Source organism: Streptococcus sp. 2100 (assembly GCF_013276335.1).
GTDB lineage: Bacteria > Bacillota > Bacilli > Lactobacillales > Streptococcaceae > Streptococcus > Streptococcus pseudopneumoniae.
The window spans coordinates 75,213-94,544 of record NZ_VMKV01000031.1; the positions used below are offsets into that span (position 1 = coordinate 75,213).

A 19,332-nucleotide genomic window follows, 5' to 3' on the forward strand; every position below is an offset into this window, starting at 1 on the left:
GATACTGAGAAAAAGCTGAGAAACTTTTCCCAGCTTTATTTGTTATAGTCAAAGCGAATGACTTGTTCCTGTGCATCTACATGAGCATGGACCCCAAAGGGTACAATTGCTCTTGGAGTTGCGTGGCCGACATTCAGATTATAGACAATCGGGATATTGCTGTCAATGATATCCAATAGTGCCTCTTTATAGTCATCATGGAAAGTTTCATCCATAGGTTTTCCGACCAAGAGTCCATTGATGACCGCGAATATGCCAGTGTCCTTTAAAGTTAGCAACATCTTTTTGAAGTCTTCTGTCTTAGGCTGTTCTTCGCTTGTTTCGAGCAAGAGGATTTTCCCTTCCCAGTCTGACAAGTCAGGGAAAAGTTTGTATTTTTGGCAGAGCTCCGTGCTATCTGCGTATCGAGAGTTGTCAAAGATATCGTAGAGGGATTCGAGGCAACCACCGAGGATTTTCCCCTCGAACTGGGCACTTCCTTGCAACAAGTCAAAACCTGTATTTGTATGACTGACACGAGGTGTTCCCAGGGCCGTGGGACTAAAATCAGTTCGTTCCTCATACCAAACGTCACTAGGGCGGATTTCTGAAATTCTTCCCGTCTCAATCAATTCTTTAAAGTAGTGAAGGCTATAGGCTAGCATTTCTTTGTCTAATTCACAAATGTCTGCTAAAAAGGATTGACCATAAAAAGTCTTGATTCCTAATTTATGCAACATGAGGTGGTTCATGGTTGTATCCGAGAAGCCAAGAAAAATTTTTTGTTTGATAACCTTTTGGAGTTGGTCATTTTCAAAAAGATAAGGTAGTAAGCGATATGTATCGTCTCCACCGATGGCACATAGGATCATATCGATGCTATCATCAGAAAAGGCATGAATCAAATCCTCTGCACGCGCTTCAGGATGGTCCTTGATAAAGTCTAATCCTTTTAACGAATGGGGCAAAAAGATAGGATTGAGTCCCAGATCCTTGAGACGTTGGATACCCAAGTCTACTTCGTGTTTGACAAAGTCCTCTCCGATAATGCCACTAGATAAACTAACAATACCAATAGTAGAAATCATATCTGATCCTCCTAGAAATAGATTGAGCCTATTTTATCACAAAATATAAGAGAAAGCTATGTGGGATTTCAGAAGAATACTTTTAATACTCTTCGAAAATCTCTTCAAACCACGTCAGTTTTATTTGCAACCTCAAAGCTGTGCTTTGAGCAACCTGCAGCTAGCTTCCTAGTTTGCTCTTTGATTTTCATTGAGTATGAGCCTATTTTATCACAAAAGATTAGATAGAGCTATGTGGATGTCAGAAGAATACTTTAAAATCAAAAAAGTAAGTGAAAAAGCAACCGCACCTGCAGTTGCTTTTATCGTTTTCTTATTCTTGATAGCGTGTTGGTCCTGCACTTGCACTACGGATATTCAAGCATTTCTTGAGATAGAAGCGAAGGGCTAGGAGGGCTGCTCCAATAATAGCTAGTGGCAATGGATCCAGTACTGGGTTAAGGCTAGCTGGTAGGAAGCTTGTTGCAAAGAAGACAAGCAACCAAAGGAACATAGAAGCTAGGATAACTAGTACAGATTTCCAGAAAGGTGGACGTTGACTGCGATCCATATCTGGTCCATAGTATTGGTAAACAAAGTAGTACATCAAGTAGAAGGCAAATCCACCAACCAGTCCAACTAATAGAAGAGTAATCAATCCATAGCCGAAAGCTTGATCTGCCGCAAAGAAGGTTGTGAGGGCGCTGACAAGGGCAAAGAGGCTAGTGATGAAAAGAGCTGAGTCCATAATCATCAGTTTTGGATCATCATTTTCTTTTGGATGCTCTTTTTCGTACTGCTCTTTGACAGTGAAGCTATGAGCCCAATGAGTTGGTGCGCCGTATAGGGAACGGGCAGTTGTACCTTTAGATTGCTCCTCAAGGATTTGGGGAATGACTTCCTCAAAAATAGTCTGGATTTCAGCGTCTGTTTTCCCATCTTTGATGAATTGTTGGGTAGCAATGTGGACAAACTCTTGGTTTTTCTTAGTTAATTTTTGTAGATCAATCTGAGACATAGGAACTCCTCTTAGAACCATTTTTTATGGATGAGATAGAGAGTGAGCGAGACACTCATAGCAAAGGCGATAAAGACGATTAACCAGAAGGCATTTGGCTCTCCGTTTAGGGGGATTTCATTATCCTTAAAGTTCATCCCGTAGGCAGAAAAGACCATGGTTGGGATGGACATGACGATGGTCACAAGAGCCAAGGTTTTCATGATGTTGTTCTGGTTGTTAGAAATGATAGAGGCGAAGGTCTCTGTCATAGAATGCAAGACGTTTCCATAAATGTCTGCCATCTCGATGGCCTGTTGGGTTTCAATCAGGGTGTCTTCAAGCAGGTCTTCGTCCTCAAGGTATTTCTTGATATTGCTGGTTGAACTGGTCAATTTCTTAATCACGCGCTCATTTGTTTTGAGGGAGGCTTTGAAATAGACGATAGTTTTTTCCAATTCCATGAGCTCAATCAATTCTTCATTACGAGTTGATTGATGCAGTTGACTTTCGATTTGTTCACTCTTACGGTCAATCGAACGAAGGGCTGTTAGGTAAAGTTCTGCATTGCGATAGAGAATCTGGAAGATAAAACGTGAGCGCATGAAGGTATAGAAATTACGCAAACGACGGTTGATAAAGACATCAAGGACAGGTAGTGGTTCCAAACACGTAGTGATAATGGTTTCCTCAGTGATGATAATACCAAGCGGTATGGTTACGTAGTAGGTGCGGTTATTTCTTTCCTCCGTGACCGGCACGTCTACGATAATCAGGGTATACTCGTCTTCAATGGTAATACGAGACATTTCTTCCGCATCGAGCGGTGCTCGAAGGTCGGCAATATCAATATCGAAGGTGTTGGCGATTTCGAGTGATTCATTTTGAGTCGGATTGACGAGATTGATCCAAGTACCCGGTTCAAGCGTATCGATCTCTTTAAATTCAGTTGTTGTAGAGAGAAAAACTTGTTTCATATCCCTTATCCTTTCTCATTTTTCAGATTTTTTCACACCGTACTATTATACTACAAAATCGGCCTTTTTCAAAATAAATCTAACAAAAATCCTGTTGCTATTGGATTTTTACTTTGTCTTGAAATGTTGATTTTTAAATTTGCTCCCCTTTTTGCTCCCCCTATAGTGCTTTTAGTGCAGTTTCGTAGAATGATACTGCTTTTTTTGCGTTCTCTTTTGAGAGGTGGCTATATATATCCATGGTCATTGATAAAGTGGAATGACCTAGGCGGTACTGGAGTTCTTTGTATGGTATTCCAGAGTTAAGCAAGAGACTAGCGTGAGTGTGACGGAATCCGTGAAATCCAATGTTAGGAACATCAGCACGCTTAAAATGTGTTTGCAATCTTCTTTTAAGTCTTGAACTGCTAGGATAGTCATGAATGAAATCAGAAAATACCACGCTTTCACGTTGCCCTATCTTCCAAGCCTCTTTAGCTTGGCGTAGTTTGTACTGTTTTAGCATGCTAACAGTCGCTTGATCTATATCTATATCCCGATAACTAGCCTTAGATTTTGGGCTATTAATTTCTAAATCACGATTTAGTGTTTTGGTAACATGTACCACGGCATTATCTAAATCTATATCAGACCAGGAAAGAGCTAAAGCTTCATTGATACGGCAACCAGTAGCCAATAGGAACTTATAGAGCGTTGTCTCATAGTAGTAACGATATCTATCGCTATCTAAATTATCGAGATAACCAAGAAACTTTTTTAGTTCTTGATTTTCAAAGTGTTTTACTTTTTTCCGCTTTGCTTTCTGAGTGTTACGAGGTAAAACAACATCACGCGCAGGATTGGACGGTATAGCCTGCATGGTTACGCCATACTGTAAGATACGTTTGTTTAAAGCGTGTATCTTGTCATAATGTAGAAAAGCCCCTTTTTCCCCTCTATTAGTCTTGTCAGCAAGTTCGTTGATAATTGACTGGATAAGTGGAGTAGTGAGCTTATCGAGCTTGTAAGCCCCAAAAATAGGCAATATATGATTATCGATTAGCTTTCTAACATTGCCTTGAGTGTTTGGCTTAACCGTATTCTTATAACTTTCTAGCCAGAGATTGGCTAATTCTTGATAGTTTTTTATGGTGCTAGCCTTTTGTCTAGTACAACCATCTTTCTGGAAAGTAATTTTTTCTTGATTGGCTTTCTGCTTAACTTCCTTTTGTGTCCGCCCCGTTACCTTAGTTTTAACTTTCTTTCCTGTTACCTGGTCAACTCCTAAATATACATTAGCACGATAGACTTTGCTACCGTCTTTTTTTATAACTTCAGTTATTTTCATGATGATAAACCTTTCTAAAATACATCAGCAGGCAAGCCATTATCAAAAAGGTTTTATATCATGCTAGGGGCTACGAGAACCCCTTATTTTTGGTTTTAAGTAGTCAGACGGTAAATAATACCAGAATAAAAAACAAGGCGGATATGGGGTTAGTATGGGTGTTTTTACATATACGGGTAAATGTTGGAAAATGTCGGATTTTCAAGAATACTGGAAAAAAGCAATTTTCTTCATTTTCTGAGTCCCTAAAAAAGGGGAAGGAAGTTGTTGATAGACAAAGTCAGCGGACTTGCTGAAGCACGCGCTTCATGATTGTTGGACATTGTGGCGCGTGGTATGCTATAGGTCGCTTTTTAACTGCAAGACTGGTATAATGATGTTGTAAATACCTAACCTTTCGCTTATTTTCAGTTAGGTACTATCAGACAAGTTGGCAGTAGCTAGCTTGTCTTTTTGTTGCTATTTTACAATTTTGCTTATTTTTGCGCTTTGGTCTGTAAAATCGGCTTTCTATTCTTCAATTTCCCCTATTTTTGCACAATAGACCATGAAAAGATGGTTGCTATTGGCGAATATGGGGTTAATTCTCTCTATATATGCCCACGACTTCGACCATCACTATATTTATCGCGTGATTTATTTGCTTTCAGATTCTTTAAGGAAATTCAATACATTTTCCATATTTTTATATTCATCTATAGATTGCATACCTTTAAAAATTGTCAAAAGTGTTTGAGAAAATGCTGAGTTCAAGTTTAAAACTTGATTTTCAAGGTATCCCAATGCTTTCTTCTCACTATCTGAGAACTTTTGTTTCGCTTTTAATTGCGCATTTAAATCAAGATAAGGTATTACAATATCTCCTAATTTTTGAGTTACATTATTTATATTTTCAGTTAAATCATTATTTTTTGCAAAATCTCTTAAAACTCTTAGTTCTTCTCTTCTTTCTTGCCTTCGTTTTTCTAGTTCTTTTACCAAATATGGTTTAGAAATTTCCGAAATTTCATCCCATTCAAAAGGGTGTTTTTCTACATCGTTACTAAACCCCAACAGATATCCAACGCTTACCCCGAAGAAGTCAGCTAGTTGCTGGGCTTTTTCTGGTTTTATTTGGCGTTCCTCGTTTTCCCATCGCAATACGGTGATTTTAGATACAGAAATTTCATCAGCTAATCCTTGTTGGGTTAGCCCTTTTTGTTTTCTCAGTTCTTTCAATCTATTCATAATTTATCACACCTTTCACAGATGATTATATCTGATTTTTAGAAAAGTATCAAGAAATGATACAAAAAATTCTAAAAAACAGTTGACAATTAACCGAAACGGATATATAATAAAACAAAAGTTATCCAAATTGGATACCGCACCCTCCAACCTTTCACACTTTCAATCTATTCATGGAGGGGGATTTTTTAGAAAGGGGGAAACCTATGAGCAAACTACGAGGCTATCGGGTTATGTTAGGACTAACTCAGCAACAGATGGCGGACAAGCTAAAAATTTCTTTGCAGTCATACAACAACAAAGAATTAGGTAAAACGCCATTCAATGACAAAGAACGTCTAGCGATTAAGTCAATGGTTGCAGAAATCAAATCAGATATAACCATAGATGAACTGTTTTATAGCTAGAAAGGCAGGCAAGCAATGAAGAGGAACTATACAAGGGTCATCGATGAAATGCGAACCACTCACGGGCTGAACTTGGTAGCTATTGGCCAACGAATAGGCATAGATCCCCGAACAGTTGGCAAGTGGGCACAGGGCAAACATAAGCCCAACAAGGAAAGCAGAAAAAGACTAAACAAGTTATACAGAGAGGTGAAGCAAGACATGACAACACAACAAAAAGGTTTATGTGATTTTTTTGGGAACTTCTATCCAAAAGGAGAACAACACAACAAAAAGGAAGTTTTGGAAGTTGTAACAACTCAACGATTCGGATCTAAATATTTTGATGTTTATGGAGACATTCAAAATCCGTTATTTGTAGCGGTAGAGGTTGCTGAGATGATTGAAATCCAAAACACCACAGATTTACTAAAACGGGTAGATGATGATGAAAAGCTGACCTATGTAATATCTAGGGCAGGTCAAAAAAGAGAAATGAATATGCTGACAGAGTTCGGAGTCTATGAAGTTTTATCGCAGTCACGCAAACCACTAGCAAAAGAGTTTAAAAAAGTGGTCAAGCACATTCTGAAAGAAATCCGACTAAATGGCTACTACATGGCTGGGGAACTGGTGGAAGAACCACAGACCACTATAAAAGCCCCTGACACGTTGGCAGAGGCAGAGCGGTATTATATCGATACACTAGCCAAAGCCATTGCAGAGGCTCAGAATATGGACGACAAGAGCCGTCTGACAAGCAAGTTAACCCGATTCATGCAGGAGGTAGAACCACAATGGAACTAGTCTACATGGACGGAAAGAAAGAGCCTTATACACTGAGCAGTATTGTGGCAGAATGTGCAGAAATCAAGCACAGACATTTGAAGATTTTGCTGAATAAGCACCGCGAGGACTTTGAAAGCTTCGGAAAGGTGCAATTTAAAATTTCACCTTCAGAAAGTGGGCAAAATGTACGGGACTATATTTTAAATGAACAACAAGCAACATTGCTGATCATTTACTTACGAAATACTGAACCTGTACGGCAGTTCAAAATGAACCTAGTCAAAGCCTTCTTTGAAATGCGTGAGGAGCTTTCTAAGTTTCGTATGCAGAGGGCGCTAGAAAAGCCAAAAAGAAAAACACTGCATGACAGTATAGAGACTTGGAGGAATGCACCCAAACATGCACACAGCACCATGAACAACTTGCTACTGAAAGCAGTAACTGACAGGAACGCTAAGCAGTTAAGGGAAGAACGTGGGGGCTATAATGGCATCGATAGCTTGACCAGTGACGAGCTAGAGCAATACCAGGCATTTGAGGATATGGTAATAGCCATGATTGGCTTGAATATGAGTTATCAGGAAATCAAAGCTATGGCATTCAGAAATAAAAAAACACGCCAAAGAAGCGCGTGAGAGCAACAAAAAAGGCTTACCGAGACCAATCAGCAAAGCCTTTCACACTAACACTAAAACGAATTTAACAAAAAGCAGGCAAGCTATTATCAAAGAGGTTTTAGTAAAGATTTATACCTAGATTATAGCATATTTAGGGCAATTTGACCATACGGAGAGCGCCAACTCTTAAAACTGGTACTTTCTCACGCTTTCAATTTGGCGACTCAGAGCGTGAGGATTAACGTTATAAGAAACAACTCAAAAATCCCCACACTCTCCGACGGCAATCTTGAGTGTGAGGATATCCTGGATAGTAAACGACAATTAAAAGGCCAACGGAGGAAAAAACAATGACAAAAGAAGATTTGAGAAATATTTTAGATGAACTAGATAACTTAACTTTAGGACTTAACACCGCTGAAAACGCCTTGGACGCTACTTTTCACTTTTTCAATAAAAATATAAGCACCAAAGAGAAGACTATGCTTTTAACCTTGGAATACGACACACAGAGCGCCATTTTTAATCTCGCTTATGATTGTCTTATAAAAACAAGAGAAAGTCTAAACGAGGCTATCGGGATGTACCAAAGAGAATTGGAGCAAGAGAAAGATGAAAATAGATAATATAACACTGGAGATTGAGGACTTATACGGAACTGGTTTATATCGTCATGCTGAGGAATTGGAACGAATCCGTAAAAGCTATGCCCTAGATGGAAGTGAAACATATCATGAAGTAGATAAAAAATACAAGGGTATTTTAAGGGAGATAGATCTTTTAGTGGTATCAACCAATGGTGAAGCATCCGAATGGAAAAAAGTAACAGAAAGCCATGATGAACTTATCAGGGCGAACATCCATAACTTGCTATATCGGTTGGATGGTGTTGATTTTAGGGTATCTATTGGGAAACATTTCCAAAGGGTAGGACGTTTTTTAAATACCAGATACACAGTATTAGAGCAAGCTTTATATAAGACCATGAAAACTATAAACCATAAAGCAACTTACATGGCAGTTAATGAGTATGTGCTGGAGTTGATAAAGCAAGACTTGGCAAGATTGGAAAATGAAGAGGATAGCTTGCTTTATAAGATGGCTAAGGAATGGAGAGAAGAGCAATGAATGAACTTGATTTAAGCAATACACAGGCAGTTTTTGTTACCGTGGTACTGATTGGCTTACTGCTTTATCTAAACCATCGAGACCGTAAAAAAAGCGCCCAATTTGAGCGAGAAAACCAACAGACGATAGAAACACCTAGCGAGGATTTAAACCCTGATTATGGGCGATATATCCAGCTTGCAGGGGTCAATGTATGGGGAGGAACTGAATGAGTCTATCAGAGAATGACAAACGAGTATTAAGACTAATCAAGGTAGGGGCTGAGAACTCCATAACAGGGGCAGAAATCAGCCTTATAACTAAGCTAACAGAAAGAACAGTACGTGACATCATCAAGCGCCTAGTAGTCAAGCATAGCATCCCTATTGTGGGGGTTAGATGTGGTATTTTTAGTGGGTACTTTATCCCAGCGAATAAAGGCGAACTACTAGATGGCGCTAAGGCATTTTACAACCAAGTACAGGAGGAGAGCAAGCGACTAGCAGTGTTGATGAACAGCGACCTAGAAAGCTACAAAGAAACCTTGAAGGAGGTGGGCGGATATGTTTAGCCTAAGCCGAGAAAGTGAGCAAGACTTAGCGCATGGCATTCTGGAGGTAGTGGAAAGATACCTTGAAGCGCGTGACAGACTCAAACCACGACTGACAGGCTTAATATCAGCTCAGGAAGTCATGGACGAGTTAGATATAAAATATTTGACGCTCCAAAAGTGGGAAAAAGCAGGGCTAAGACGATACCAGCCCCCACTAGAAGATACTAGGAAAATCTATTACAAAGTTACGGACATCTGGAAGTTTCTGGGGGTGGAGAATGGCAAAAACTAAAATATATTTTTGGCTAAAAATTGATAAGAAATTTTTTGATAATATTTTTATCAAGAGACTAAAAACGGTACCTGGTGGGTACACTATGACGGTGATTTATATTAGGCTCATGCTAGAGAGCTTAGAAAGTGACTGTATTTTATACTATGAGGGTTACTTTGACAATCTCAAGGAAGAGTTAGCCCTAAAATTAGACGTATCGGAAGATGATATAGATATGACCATGGCATACTTTACTAAGTGTGGTCTAATACAAGTTGATGAAGATAAAAACGCAGAACTACCGCAGGCAAAAGCCTTGGTACAGCAGGAAACCAACCAAGCAGCATACATGCGAGAATATCGGAAACAGCAACGAGAACAAAAGGAAAATCTTACAATGTCATCTGACAATCTTACATTGTTAACTACATGTAAGACAGAGATAGAGATAGAGAAAGAGTTAGAGGTAGAAGTAGATAAAGAACAATCACCCACACCCTCTACCCTCAATCAAGACTTTATAAATATCTATAAATCTTTTGAAGCTGAGATAGGTAAAGCATTATCACCGTTACAGATTCAAGACTTGCAGTATATGCTAGAAGATTTTAGCCCCGAGCTTATTCATGAGGCGTTAAAAGAGGCTGTCAGTCAGGGAAAAGCTAACTTTGCATATATCAAGGCAATTCTTAACCGTTGGAAACAGGACAACTTATTGACGGTTGAACTTGTTAGAAATAGCTTTGCAGTGCGTGAAGCTAGGAAACAATCTCCTAAGCAAGCGGAGCCTGTTAACCGTGAGGAATGGCTTAAAACACGAACAGAAGAAAACCCATTCTAGGAGGTGGAGCCATGGAAAATAATTTTGAGCAATATAACAACAGGAAAATTAGCGACAAAGTGTGTGAAATACACAAAGTCAATTATTGGAAAATATCCACACCGATAAGAGGCAGTAAGGAACGAAGTATACAAGAGTTTTGTCCTGAATGCACAAAGGAACTAATAGAGAGACAGGATAGGGAAGGAGTAGATAATAGCTTGAATGCTGAGATCTACCTAAAGACCTATAATGTACTTATGCGAGATAGTACAATCCCTAGAGAGCTTAAAGAGGCTAGCTTTGAGAATTTCATAGCTGAAACAGCCGAGGAAAAGCAACTATTAGCATTTGCTAGGGAGCAGGTAGATAAATACCTGGACGGTGTGACAGGGAATACCCTTTTTACAGGATCTACAGGCATAGGGAAAAGCCATTTGAGCGTAGCTATTGCTAAAGCTATAAACGAGGGCTACAAGGCCAAAGGAGAGCCTAAAAGCGTGTTATTTGTCAATCTAACAGAAATCCTTAGACGAGTTAGAGAGAGCTTTAACTCTCCTACTAGTCTAGAGGGGTACTACTCAAGAATGCTAAAAGAGGTTGATTACCTGGTACTTGATGATTTAGGTATAAAATCGGACAACGCTAGTAGTAAAGGTAAATCATTCTGGGAAGAAGAGTTTATTTTTGATATTCTCAGTAATCGAGACAAGACTATTATTACTACAAATTTGAGTAACTCAGAAATTACTAGTATGTATAGTGACAGAGTGGCCAGCCGTGTTAGAACAGGCCTAGAGGGTAATTTTTTCAAGTCATTTACTATCAAGGATAAGCGATACTCAATTAAAAGATTGAAAGAAAAACAACATGACATTACAACTTTTTAAGTATACTGAACGATATTGGAACAAAGAAGATTTTGAGAAAGAGGTCAACGACTTCATGGCGACTGTTGAAGTGGTGGATATTAAAATCTCTGGTAATACCACCAGTGAACCGTTCGCTTCGGTGGCTGTCGTATTGGTATTGTACAGATAACAAAATGGGGTAGATAGTACCGACCCCCTTGCAATGGTGTAACTACTAGTGACACCCTTAAAACAGAAAGAGGAAAAACAACATGACATTAAAAACATTTTCAGATAAAGCCAAAACATTTACTTTCACTTACGAATTTAAAGACCTAGATACTGCTATGGTAGCAGGTCACGCGCTACTGGGATATATGACTGGGACTTATGAAGTACCATCTATTTCAATAACTCACAAGGATAAAGGGACGCTTGTCGCTGAGTATGTGGAGGATAAGAAACTAAACAAGACCTTCAAGCGTATTTGTGACAGTTTTAAAGACTACTACAACCAACCAGTGGACGATGAAGCATTTGAGGAACGTTACAAACGGGAGCGCGTGCTTCAACTCAAAGAGTCAGAGGACTTTGAAAGTTTACTGAATAAGGTCACAAACTACGAGCTGGAACTATTAGACTATGCTGATCGCTTGCTTTCTGATAAGCCTATTCCTATGGACTCTATGACTGCTTTTGGTACGCTGGAAAAGCTAGGCGATGAAAGTATTAGCCTACTCCAAAAGTTGGACGTAGAGGGCGAATATAAAGGCCTTGCTGGTTATACAGAGCATTTGAAGTAGAACACAGGGGAGCAATCCCCTTTTTGCTATCAAGTCAATAGTTTTGGGTTTTTCCATATAGGGGGAAATAATGAAGCGGTTAGCAATAGAAACAATCACTAAACCAATGAAGCTGAGAGGAATATCTAAGGGTATAGCTGAGTTGGACGGTCAACGTTTAGAGATTGATTTGGATAATTTAATGATTGATTTTGGTGGAGAGTCATTTGAATTAGACAGAATGGCAGGAACTAAGGGAGGTAATCGCTATTTCTTTCTTTGCCCTGATTGTGGTAGACGGTGCAGGTTGCTTTATAAACGGTATTTATATTTTAGTTGCGGTACTTGTCTAGATATCCACAAGAGCACTCTGAACCGCAGTAAAACGGATTGCCAATATTACTGGGAGCTTGCGCTTAGGGAAGCTAGAAAGGTAGAACCAGGGTGGAGTCCTAGACGTGGTGGATATATGTTTGATAGTTTCCCTGAAAGACCAAAGTATATGAAGCGTGACAGGTATCATAAGCACTATAAGAAGTTTTTGAAGTATACTAAAAAAGGGGATAGATTTTGGCTGAATGGTTCGAGATTGTGAGACAATATGAAGTAGTGTGTAATTTACCAAACGAACACCGTATAAGGGGGAAATATGGAGCGCGATAGCCAAGGGAGGTTTTTGCCGGGCAATCAAGTAGCAAAAGGCAACAAGGGCAATAGAAAGCCCAAATATGGCAATAGCAACGCTTTGAAGCATGGACTACGCAGAGGATATACTGGACTGTTACCAAGCCGAGAAGGTGGGGTATCTATATATAAAAATGGTGCATATCTTGGAACACTACCAGACAAGTATTTTAACCATTCTGAAGATGGAGCGCTTTGGGTAGATTATAGCGCGTGTCAGTATCTTGTATTAGTTTGTGGCTTGCCTGAAAGTATGTTTAGCGAACCAGAGGAATGGTAAGGGTGTATATACTTGAACTCCGAGCGAACGCCGAGAAAGTGGCTATATCCCCCTATCATTTATCAAGCAGATAAGAGCAATAAAAACCCTCCTTAACTCCCTGAGAAATGACAAGCAGATAAGCGAAGTTTTTAGCCCTCTTATTTCGGATCTACTCCTTGCAGAATGATAGGCAGATAAGGACGACAATAAGCCTTCTTAATTGCTTGCAGAATGACAAGGAGATAAGAGAGATAAAAACGTCCCTTAATTGCCTATCAAATGGAATGGAGAATAGGCTTGAACTAAGAGCGAACATAGAGAAAACGAAAAAAGCCAAGGCGCTCCGCCTCAGCTATAATCTCAATAATATTATATCACACAGGAGACCAAGGCATGACACCAGAGCAGGTAAAAGAAAAACTAGAGGGCGTTAAGTGGATCAATAAAGAAATAGAAGGCTTATATTTGGAGCTTGCAGCTTTAGAAAGTGGTATTATCAAAAAGCAAGAACTGAGCACTACTAGAGTACAAACAAGCAGGGTAAATACAGCAGAGAATAACCTTATAAGCGTTCTAAAACTAAAAGAGGACACTTTACAGAGAATTGAGCGACTTACTGAAGAGAGAATGGAAATATCTAGGCTGATCGATAAGCTGGCCAATCCGCTTGAGCGTTCTGTTCTCAGGCTGTTCTACTTGAATATTCTTGACGCTTGGCAAGTTGCTGAGGAAATAGGTGTATCTACAGCCTCGGTATATCGAGTAAGGCAAAAAGCCATAGAACACTTAGCAAATGTGGGGTAATAGGTGAGCACAAAAAAACGCCTAGAACAATCTAAGCGCTAAAGAGTAGTGGACGGTGTGCCTGTCCCGTCATCTCATACTATGAAGTTGCGTAGCGACACTATCATCTCTACCTCACTTCTCTTTAGACTAATTATACCACAAAGGAGCGAACTAATGGAGCTGGATAAGTTTAAAACGATGATGAAAGTGAGAGAGCGGATGACTTACTTTCTACGTTTCCAGAGAATGGCAGGAAGTGAAAACCAAGTTACAATAGATGAAGAGGCTTGGAAACTTGTCTTACCTGACCAGTGGAATTTGACTAGCAAGCATGAAAAGGCAATCTGTGAGGGGTTGGAAATATTCGCCCATGACATCAACAGCATAGAGAACAAGCGAGCCAGAAAATACTTTATTATCCATTATTGCTATATGAGAAAGAAAACTATGAGCGAATGCGTAGAAATGGCAGGTACTAGCTCCACTAGCTACCACCGATATAAACAGATAGCCGTCTTAAACTTTGCGAGAATCCACCAGAACGGAGAGCTAGAAGCATATAAGTAGGCGTCGGTGGTGTTTTGTTGAGAAATGTTGAGATTTAAGTGAGGGGGGATGACATGATTGAAGATTTTTTTGATTGATTTGGAGAATATCCAATTAGAGGATATGGAGATAGATTTAAACATGGATATAGACATCGATTTAAACATAGATTTTGACCTTGATGGTTTAGATTTAACCTTACCACAAGAGTTAGAAGCATAAATGTTGGCAAATGTAGGCGTAGGCTTCATATTCGCCCCCTATTTTGCTTTGTTTCGTACTGGACAACTAAAACACCATGGATAAACTAGAAGCCCTCAGAAACGAATCTGGGGGCTTTTGTGAGGTTATGAAAAACAAGTGTAAAAATACGTGTTATATGTTGACAAGTGTTTTAAACAAGTGTATAATATAATTAAAGATACGGAAAGGAGAAATCGATGACCGAAAGAGAACTAAAGAAACTTGCTAAGAAAAAAGGGTTTATCAAAACAGCTTTTGGTAAAGGTTCGCATGAAGTTTGGAAGCATCCAGACGGAAGAACGGTAACGATACCTAAACCAAAAGAAAACGACTATAGACCTGGAACACTTGGCAAGATTTTGAAAGTACTGGAAGGGGAGTAAAAAACTCCCTCCCCTATATTGGGGCGGTCATTGGTTATTATCAGATTATGAAATACACCTACTTGGCACTATTTGAAGTGGATAAAGAAAACGGCGGTTATACAATCACATTCCCCGATTTTCAAGGAGCAATTAGCGAGGCTGACACCTTAAACGAGGCAATTTATAACGCCCGTGAGGTGCTAGAAATCTATACAATCATGTTTGAAGATGAAGGTAAAGAATTCCCAGAACCTTCTAGTTTTAAGGCTTTGGCTAGTCAACTTGGCAGTGATGAGGATATTCTGCAAGCTATCTCAGTAGATACGGAACTAGTTAGAGAGCGCGAACGTTCTAAGGTTGTCAATAAAACTGTAACCCTCCCTAGTTGGTTGGTTGAAGTTGGTAAAGAAAATAAAATCAATTTCAGTCAGCTGCTACAAAAAGCAATCAGGGAAGAATTACAGGTATAACGTCATAAAGTACGTACTTCATGGTATAATATACCTATCAGCGATAAAAAAAGCACGTTTGACCGTGCTAGTTTCTTGCCTGCTGAACTCGTCAAATCTTAGCCCTTTTGTGGGGCTTTTTTTGCTCCCCTTTTTGCGTACTTTGGGGGAGCAAGTAGTAAAAAGTAATATTAGTATTTTTTGTTTAAAAGCGCGTGATATAAGGGTTAGGGAGCCCTAAGGAAACATAAAATAAGAAGTTTTTTATTATACTACAAAATCGGCCTTTTGGGTAATAGAATCTCACTTTTTTTGGTATAATGGTAAGCAATAATGGACTAGAAAGAACAAAGATGCAAGATAAAATTGTCATTCATGGGGCGCGTGCCCATAATTTAAAAAATATTGATGTGGAGATTCCGCGAGACAAGTTGGTTGTCGTGACTGGCTTGTCAGGTTCAGGGAAGTCCAGTCTGGCTTTTGATACCCTCTATGCGGAGGGACAACGTCGCTATGTAGAGAGTTTGTCCGCCTACGCTCGTCAGTTCTTGGGAAATATGGAAAAACCAGATGTAGATGCTATTGATGGTCTCAGCCCAGCTATTTCCATCGACCAGAAAACGACTAGCAAAAACCCTCGTTCGACGGTGGGAACAACGACTGAAATCAATGACTATCTGCGTCTTCTCTACGCACGTGTGGGGACGCCTTACTGTATCAAGGGGCATGGAGCTATCAAGGCTTCTTCGGTGGAGCAAATCGTTGATAAGGTTTTGGAGTTACCTGAACGCCAGCGCTTGCAGATTTTGGCCCCTGTCATCCGCAAGAAAAAAGGTCAACATAAGAGTGTTATCGAGAAGGTTCAGAAAGATGGGTATGTCCGTGTCCGTGTGGATGGGGAAGTCTATGATGTGACCGAAGTGCCAGACTTGTCCAAGAGCAAGCAACACAATATCGATGTCGTGGTTGACCGTATTGTCATCAAGGAGGGCATTCGTAGTCGTCTCTTTGATTCCATTGAGGCTGCCCTTCGTATCGCAGAAGGCTATGTCATTATCGACACTATGGACGATTCGGAGTTGCTCTTCTCTGAGCATTATGCCTGCCCAGTTTGTGGATTTACTGTTCCAGAGTTAGAGCCACGTCTCTTCTCCTTCAATGCTCCTTTTGGCTCTTGTAGTGAGTGTGACGGTTTGGGCATCAAGTTGGAGGTGGATACTGATTTGGTAGTGCCAGACGCCAGCAAGACCTTACGTGAGGGAGCGCTAGCACCTTGGAATCCTATCTCATCCAACTACTATCCAAACATGCTAGAGCAGGCTATGACGACCTTTGGAGTGGATATGGATAAGCCTTTTGAGGACTTGTCAGAAGAAGATAAAAACTTGATTCTATACGGCTCAGATGGCAAGGAATTCCATTTCCACTATGAGAATGAATTTGGTGGCGTGCGCGATATCGACATTCCGTTTGAGGGAGTTATCAATAATATCAAACGTCGTTACCATGAAACCAATAGCGATTACACTCGCACTCAGATGCGTCTCTACATGAATGAGCTGACCTGCGGAACCTGTCAAGGCTATCGTCTCAATGACCAGGCCTTGTCTGTCCGTGTGGGCGGCCAGCAAGGGCCACATATTGGAGAAATCTCAGACCTGTCTATCGCTGACCACTTGGACTTGGTGAGCCAGCTGACCTTGTCTGAAAATGAAGCCATCATTGCTCGTCCCATTCTCAAGGAAATCAAGGATCGTTTGACCTTCCTTAATAATGTGGGTCTTAACTATCTGACTCTGTCACGTTCAGCAGGAACTCTTTCAGGTGGGGAAAGCCAGCGTATTCGCTTGGCAACCCAGATTGGTTCTAACCTATCAGGCGTCCTCTATATATTGGATGAGCCGTCAATCGGTCTCCACCAGAGGGATAATGACCGTCTCATTGCCAGTCTCAAAAAGATGCGTGACTTGGGCAATACTCTCATCGTGGTGGAACACGACGAAGATACCATGCGTGAGGCTGATTATCTGATTGACGTTGGTCCCGGTGCCGGTGTTTTTGGTGGGGAGATTGTTGCCGCAGGTACGCCCAAACAGGTGGCTCGCAACAGTAAGTCTATCACAGGCCAGTACTTGTCAGGCAAACGTGCCATTCCAGTACCAGAAGAGCGACGTGTCGGAAATGGTCGTTTTATCGAAGTGACAGGAGCGCGAGAGAACAACTTGCAAAATGTTACTGCTCGCTTCCCACTAGGAAAATTCATCGCAGTGACAGGGGTGTCGGGCTCAGGCAAGTCTACCTTGATCAACAGCATCCTCAAAAAAGCCATTGCCCAGAAGCTCAACCGTAATTCAGACAAGCCTGGTAAATTTAAGACTATTACAGGGATTGAGCATGTAGACCGATTGATTGACATTGACCAGAGCCCTATCGGACGAACGCCAAGGTCTAACCCTGCTACCTATACAGGAGTTTTTGACGATATACGTGACCTTTTTGCCCAGACAAACGAAGCCAAGATTCGAGGCTACAAGAAGGGTCGTTTCAGTTTCAACGTCAAGGGTGGTCGCTGTGAAGCCTGTTCAGGCGATGGGATCATCAAGATTGAGATGCACTTCTTGCCAGATGTTTATGTGGCTTGTGAAGTTTGCCACGGAACCCGTTACAACAGTGAAACCCTAGAAGTCCACTACAAGGAAAAAAATATCTCGCAGGTCTTGGATATGACCGTCAACGATGCGGTAGAATTCTTCCAACACATTCCAAAGATTCAGCGCAAACTTCAGACCATCAAGGATGTGGGACTGGGATATGTGACGCTAGGGCAACCAGCTACCACCCTTTCTGGAGGAGAAGCCCAGCGTATGAAGTTGGCTAGTGAACTTCACAAACGATCGACAGGAAAATCTTTCTATATTCTGGATGAGCCGACGACAGGTCTTCATACCGAGGATATTGCTCGCTTGCTTAAGGTTTTAGCTCGCTTTGTAGACGACGGTAATACAGTCCTTGTTATTGAGCACAATCTGGATGTTATTAAGACTGCAGACCATATTATTGACTTGGGACCTGAGGGCGGTGTCGGTGGTGGAACCATCATCGCAACAGGAACTCCAGAAGAAGTAGCGACCAATGAAGCCAGCTACACAGGACAGTATTTGAAAGGAAAGTTACATCATGAATAAACGTGTACAAGCATTTCTAGCTAAAATGCAAGAAAAAGAACTAGATGGTATCATCATCAATAACCTTAAAAACGTCTATTACCTGACTGGTTTTTGGGGCTCAAACGGAACAGTCTTTATCAGCCGTGACCGTCAGGTCTTGGTGACAGACTCTCGCTATATCATTGCAGCCAAGCAAGAAACCAGTGGTTTTGAGATTGTGGCTGACCGTGATGAATTGGCTGTCATTACAGGAATTGTTAAGGACATGGGCTTATCTCGAATCGGTTTTGAAGATGAGATTTCAGTCTCTTATTATCATCGTATGCAGGCCGCCTTTGAAGGAATTGACTTGCTTCCACAAACTCAGTTTGTCGAAGGTCTTCGAATGATTAAGGATGAAGCGGAGATTGCAGCTATTCGTAAGGCTTGTTCTATCTCAGACCAAGCTTTCCGCGATGCGCTTGACTTTATCAAACCAGGAAAGACAGAGATTGAAATAGCCAACTTCCTTGACTTCCGTATGCGTGAGTTGGGAGCATCTGGCTTATCTTTTGACACTATCCTAGCTAGCGGTATCAACTCTTCCAAACCCCATGCCCATCCTATGCACAAACCAGTGGAGCTAGGAGAAGCTATTACCATGGACTTCGGTTGCCTCTACGACCACTATGTCAGTGATATGACACGGACTATCTATCTGGGGCATGTCAGCGACGAGCAAGCAGAGATTTACAATACAGTTCTAAAAGCTAACCAAGCCTTGATTGAACAGGCTAAGGCTGGCTTAGGTTTCCGTGACTTTGACAAAATTCCTCGTGATATTATCATCGAGGCAGGCTATGGTGACTACTTTACCCACGGTATCGGACACGGTATTGGACTGGATATCCATGAAGAGCCTTACTTTAGCCAAACTTCTACAGAAACTATTAAGGCAGGTATGGCCTTGACCGATGAACCAGGTATCTATATCGAAGGCAAATATGGCGTTCGTATCGAGGATGATATCCTGATTACAGAGACAGGTTGTGAATTATTGACCCTAGCTCCAAAAGAGTTGATAGTCATTTAGTTGTT

At 40.8% G+C, this 19,332-nt stretch carries 26 protein-coding genes; 21 read left to right on the plus strand and 5 right to left on the minus strand.

The window, feature by feature from the left end; translation table 11 throughout:
- Positions 1-35: 35 nt before the first annotated feature.
- The 5 genes from HT669_RS05220 to HT669_RS11090 form a co-directional block, all read right to left on the minus strand.
- Positions 36-1,067 (minus strand): S66 peptidase family protein, encoded by a 1,032-nt coding sequence (locus HT669_RS05220; RefSeq protein ID WP_023939701.1) that lies wholly within the window; start codon positions 1,065-1,067, stop codon positions 36-38.
- Positions 1,068-1,380: 313 nt separating this feature from the next.
- Positions 1,381-2,064, minus strand: coding sequence for a DUF1129 domain-containing protein (locus tag HT669_RS05225; RefSeq protein WP_031222700.1), 684 nt, complete (start codon positions 2,062-2,064; stop codon positions 1,381-1,383).
- Positions 2,065-2,075: 11 nt separating this feature from the next.
- The gene (locus HT669_RS05230) at positions 2,076-3,020 is read right to left on the minus strand and encodes a magnesium transporter CorA family protein (protein ID WP_000815629.1); all 945 of its coding nucleotides are present in this window, start codon (positions 3,018-3,020) and stop codon (positions 2,076-2,078) included.
- Between the two features lie 160 nt (positions 3,021-3,180).
- Positions 3,181-4,347, minus strand: a complete 1,167-nt coding sequence (locus HT669_RS05235; RefSeq protein WP_050222791.1) for a site-specific integrase — start codon at positions 4,345-4,347, stop codon at positions 3,181-3,183.
- 636 nt (positions 4,348-4,983) lie between these two features.
- The gene (locus tag HT669_RS11090) at positions 4,984-5,574 is read right to left on the minus strand and encodes a helix-turn-helix transcriptional regulator (RefSeq protein WP_078929748.1); all 591 of its coding nucleotides are present in this window, start codon (positions 5,572-5,574) and stop codon (positions 4,984-4,986) included.
- A 206-nt stretch (positions 5,575-5,780) separates the two neighbouring features.
- Between HT669_RS11090 and HT669_RS05245 the strand changes: the two genes are divergently transcribed.
- The 21 genes from HT669_RS05245 (at position 5,781) to HT669_RS05340 (ending at position 19,327) form a co-directional block, all read left to right on the plus strand.
- Positions 5,781-5,981 carry a helix-turn-helix domain-containing protein gene (locus HT669_RS05245; protein WP_000040966.1) on the plus strand — a complete coding sequence of 67 codons (201 nt, stop codon included), beginning with the start codon at positions 5,781-5,783 and terminating at the stop codon, positions 5,979-5,981.
- 15 nt (positions 5,982-5,996) lie between these two features.
- Positions 5,997-6,767, plus strand: coding sequence for a BRO family protein (locus HT669_RS05250; protein WP_000828330.1), 771 nt, complete (start codon positions 5,997-5,999; stop codon positions 6,765-6,767).
- Entirely contained in the window at positions 6,758-7,384 is a 627-nt protein-coding gene (locus tag HT669_RS05255; protein ID WP_050222792.1) for a Rha family transcriptional regulator, read from the plus strand. The genes HT669_RS05250 and HT669_RS05255 overlap by 10 nt, the downstream gene beginning before the upstream one ends.
- 332 nt (positions 7,385-7,716) lie before the next feature.
- Complete coding sequence (locus HT669_RS05260) at positions 7,717-7,992, plus strand: hypothetical protein (protein WP_050222793.1); 276 nt, start codon at positions 7,717-7,719, stop codon at positions 7,990-7,992.
- On the plus strand, positions 7,979-8,494 hold the full coding sequence (locus tag HT669_RS05265; RefSeq protein ID WP_050222794.1) for a hypothetical protein: 516 nt from the start codon (positions 7,979-7,981) through the stop codon (positions 8,492-8,494). Before HT669_RS05260 ends, HT669_RS05265 begins: the two co-directional genes overlap by 14 nt.
- On the plus strand, positions 8,491-8,706 hold the full coding sequence (locus HT669_RS05270; protein ID WP_050222795.1) for a hypothetical protein: 216 nt from the start codon (positions 8,491-8,493) through the stop codon (positions 8,704-8,706). The genes HT669_RS05265 and HT669_RS05270 overlap by 4 nt, the downstream gene beginning before the upstream one ends.
- Positions 8,703-9,044: a DNA-binding protein gene (locus tag HT669_RS05275; RefSeq protein ID WP_172933652.1), complete on the plus strand. Its 342-nt coding sequence runs from the start codon at positions 8,703-8,705 to the stop codon at positions 9,042-9,044. Before HT669_RS05270 ends, HT669_RS05275 begins: the two co-directional genes overlap by 4 nt.
- The gene (locus tag HT669_RS05280; protein ID WP_050222797.1) at positions 9,037-9,318 is read left to right on the plus strand and encodes a hypothetical protein; all 282 of its coding nucleotides are present in this window, start codon (positions 9,037-9,039) and stop codon (positions 9,316-9,318) included. Before HT669_RS05275 ends, HT669_RS05280 begins: the two co-directional genes overlap by 8 nt.
- Positions 9,305-10,141 (plus strand): DnaD domain protein, encoded by an 837-nt coding sequence (locus HT669_RS05285; RefSeq protein WP_050222798.1) that lies wholly within the window; start codon positions 9,305-9,307, stop codon positions 10,139-10,141. Before HT669_RS05280 ends, HT669_RS05285 begins: the two co-directional genes overlap by 14 nt.
- 11 nt (positions 10,142-10,152) lie before the next feature.
- Positions 10,153-11,010 (plus strand): DnaA/Hda family protein, encoded by an 858-nt coding sequence (locus tag HT669_RS05290; protein ID WP_050222799.1) that lies wholly within the window; start codon positions 10,153-10,155, stop codon positions 11,008-11,010.
- Positions 10,991-11,161, plus strand: a complete 171-nt coding sequence (locus tag HT669_RS05295) for a hypothetical protein (protein ID WP_078929750.1) — start codon at positions 10,991-10,993, stop codon at positions 11,159-11,161. Before HT669_RS05290 ends, HT669_RS05295 begins: the two co-directional genes overlap by 20 nt.
- Positions 11,162-11,243: 82 nt before the next feature.
- Positions 11,244-11,774 (plus strand): hypothetical protein, encoded by a 531-nt coding sequence (locus tag HT669_RS05300; RefSeq protein WP_050222800.1) that lies wholly within the window; start codon positions 11,244-11,246, stop codon positions 11,772-11,774.
- A 70-nt stretch (positions 11,775-11,844) separates the two neighbouring features.
- Positions 11,845-12,348 carry a hypothetical protein gene (locus tag HT669_RS05305; RefSeq protein ID WP_050222801.1) on the plus strand — a complete coding sequence of 168 codons (504 nt, stop codon included), beginning with the start codon at positions 11,845-11,847 and terminating at the stop codon, positions 12,346-12,348.
- Between the two features lie 54 nt (positions 12,349-12,402).
- The gene (locus HT669_RS05310) at positions 12,403-12,717 is read left to right on the plus strand and encodes a hypothetical protein (protein WP_045605141.1); all 315 of its coding nucleotides are present in this window, start codon (positions 12,403-12,405) and stop codon (positions 12,715-12,717) included.
- A 375-nt stretch (positions 12,718-13,092) separates the two neighbouring features.
- Positions 13,093-13,503 carry a DUF1492 domain-containing protein gene (locus HT669_RS05315; RefSeq protein WP_050222802.1) on the plus strand — a complete coding sequence of 137 codons (411 nt, stop codon included), beginning with the start codon at positions 13,093-13,095 and terminating at the stop codon, positions 13,501-13,503.
- Positions 13,504-13,659: 156 nt separating this feature from the next.
- Positions 13,660-14,052 carry a transcriptional regulator gene (locus HT669_RS05320; protein WP_050222803.1) on the plus strand — a complete coding sequence of 131 codons (393 nt, stop codon included), beginning with the start codon at positions 13,660-13,662 and terminating at the stop codon, positions 14,050-14,052.
- Positions 14,053-14,121: 69 nt separating this feature from the next.
- Positions 14,122-14,253 carry a hypothetical protein gene (locus HT669_RS11365; RefSeq protein ID WP_258953688.1) on the plus strand — a complete coding sequence of 44 codons (132 nt, stop codon included), beginning with the start codon at positions 14,122-14,124 and terminating at the stop codon, positions 14,251-14,253.
- 218 nt (positions 14,254-14,471) lie between these two features.
- A complete protein-coding gene (locus HT669_RS05325; RefSeq protein WP_023935892.1) occupies positions 14,472-14,657 on the plus strand; it encodes a type II toxin-antitoxin system HicA family toxin in 186 nt (61 codons plus the stop codon).
- A 47-nt stretch (positions 14,658-14,704) separates the two neighbouring features.
- The gene (locus HT669_RS05330) at positions 14,705-15,109 is read left to right on the plus strand and encodes a type II toxin-antitoxin system HicB family antitoxin (RefSeq protein WP_050222804.1); all 405 of its coding nucleotides are present in this window, start codon (positions 14,705-14,707) and stop codon (positions 15,107-15,109) included.
- Positions 15,110-15,441: 332 nt separating this feature from the next.
- Positions 15,442-18,273 carry an excinuclease ABC subunit UvrA gene (gene uvrA / locus HT669_RS05335; RefSeq protein WP_050222805.1) on the plus strand — a complete coding sequence of 944 codons (2,832 nt, stop codon included), beginning with the start codon at positions 15,442-15,444 and terminating at the stop codon, positions 18,271-18,273.
- Positions 18,266-19,327, plus strand: a complete 1,062-nt coding sequence (locus tag HT669_RS05340; RefSeq protein WP_001042863.1) for a Xaa-Pro peptidase family protein — start codon at positions 18,266-18,268, stop codon at positions 19,325-19,327. Before uvrA ends, HT669_RS05340 begins: the two co-directional genes overlap by 8 nt.
- The last annotated feature ends 5 nt before the right edge of the window (positions 19,328-19,332 follow it).

Coding starts and splice junctions, on each gene's coding strand:
- HT669_RS05220 (WP_023939701.1), bottom strand. CDS start 1,067: ATGATTTCTACTATTGGTATTGTTAGTTTATCTAGTGGCATTATCGGA.
- HT669_RS05225 (WP_031222700.1), bottom strand. CDS start 2,064: ATGTCTCAGATTGATCTACAAAAATTAACTAAGAAAAACCAAGAGTTT.
- HT669_RS05230 (WP_000815629.1), bottom strand. CDS start 3,020: ATGAAACAAGTTTTTCTCTCTACAACAACTGAATTTAAAGAGATCGAT.
- HT669_RS05235 (WP_050222791.1), bottom strand. CDS start 4,347: ATGAAAATAACTGAAGTTATAAAAAAAGACGGTAGCAAAGTCTATCGT.
- HT669_RS11090 (WP_078929748.1), bottom strand. CDS start 5,574: ATGAATAGATTGAAAGAACTGAGAAAACAAAAAGGGCTAACCCAACAA.
- HT669_RS05245 (WP_000040966.1), top strand. CDS start 5,781: ATGAGCAAACTACGAGGCTATCGGGTTATGTTAGGACTAACTCAGCAA.
- HT669_RS05250 (WP_000828330.1), top strand. CDS start 5,997: ATGAAGAGGAACTATACAAGGGTCATCGATGAAATGCGAACCACTCAC.
- HT669_RS05255 (WP_050222792.1), top strand. CDS start 6,758: ATGGAACTAGTCTACATGGACGGAAAGAAAGAGCCTTATACACTGAGC.
- HT669_RS05260 (WP_050222793.1), top strand. CDS start 7,717: ATGACAAAAGAAGATTTGAGAAATATTTTAGATGAACTAGATAACTTA.
- HT669_RS05265 (WP_050222794.1), top strand. CDS start 7,979: ATGAAAATAGATAATATAACACTGGAGATTGAGGACTTATACGGAACT.
- HT669_RS05270 (WP_050222795.1), top strand. CDS start 8,491: ATGAATGAACTTGATTTAAGCAATACACAGGCAGTTTTTGTTACCGTG.
- HT669_RS05275 (WP_172933652.1), top strand. CDS start 8,703: ATGAGTCTATCAGAGAATGACAAACGAGTATTAAGACTAATCAAGGTA.
- HT669_RS05280 (WP_050222797.1), top strand. CDS start 9,037: ATGTTTAGCCTAAGCCGAGAAAGTGAGCAAGACTTAGCGCATGGCATT.
- HT669_RS05285 (WP_050222798.1), top strand. CDS start 9,305: ATGGCAAAAACTAAAATATATTTTTGGCTAAAAATTGATAAGAAATTT.
- HT669_RS05290 (WP_050222799.1), top strand. CDS start 10,153: ATGGAAAATAATTTTGAGCAATATAACAACAGGAAAATTAGCGACAAA.
- HT669_RS05295 (WP_078929750.1), top strand. CDS start 10,991: ATGACATTACAACTTTTTAAGTATACTGAACGATATTGGAACAAAGAA.
- HT669_RS05300 (WP_050222800.1), top strand. CDS start 11,244: ATGACATTAAAAACATTTTCAGATAAAGCCAAAACATTTACTTTCACT.
- HT669_RS05305 (WP_050222801.1), top strand. CDS start 11,845: ATGAAGCGGTTAGCAATAGAAACAATCACTAAACCAATGAAGCTGAGA.
- HT669_RS05310 (WP_045605141.1), top strand. CDS start 12,403: ATGGAGCGCGATAGCCAAGGGAGGTTTTTGCCGGGCAATCAAGTAGCA.
- HT669_RS05315 (WP_050222802.1), top strand. CDS start 13,093: ATGACACCAGAGCAGGTAAAAGAAAAACTAGAGGGCGTTAAGTGGATC.
- HT669_RS05320 (WP_050222803.1), top strand. CDS start 13,660: ATGGAGCTGGATAAGTTTAAAACGATGATGAAAGTGAGAGAGCGGATG.
- HT669_RS05325 (WP_023935892.1), top strand. CDS start 14,472: ATGACCGAAAGAGAACTAAAGAAACTTGCTAAGAAAAAAGGGTTTATC.
- HT669_RS05330 (WP_050222804.1), top strand. CDS start 14,705: ATGAAATACACCTACTTGGCACTATTTGAAGTGGATAAAGAAAACGGC.
- uvrA (WP_050222805.1), top strand. CDS start 15,442: ATGCAAGATAAAATTGTCATTCATGGGGCGCGTGCCCATAATTTAAAA.
- HT669_RS05340 (WP_001042863.1), top strand. CDS start 18,266: ATGAATAAACGTGTACAAGCATTTCTAGCTAAAATGCAAGAAAAAGAA.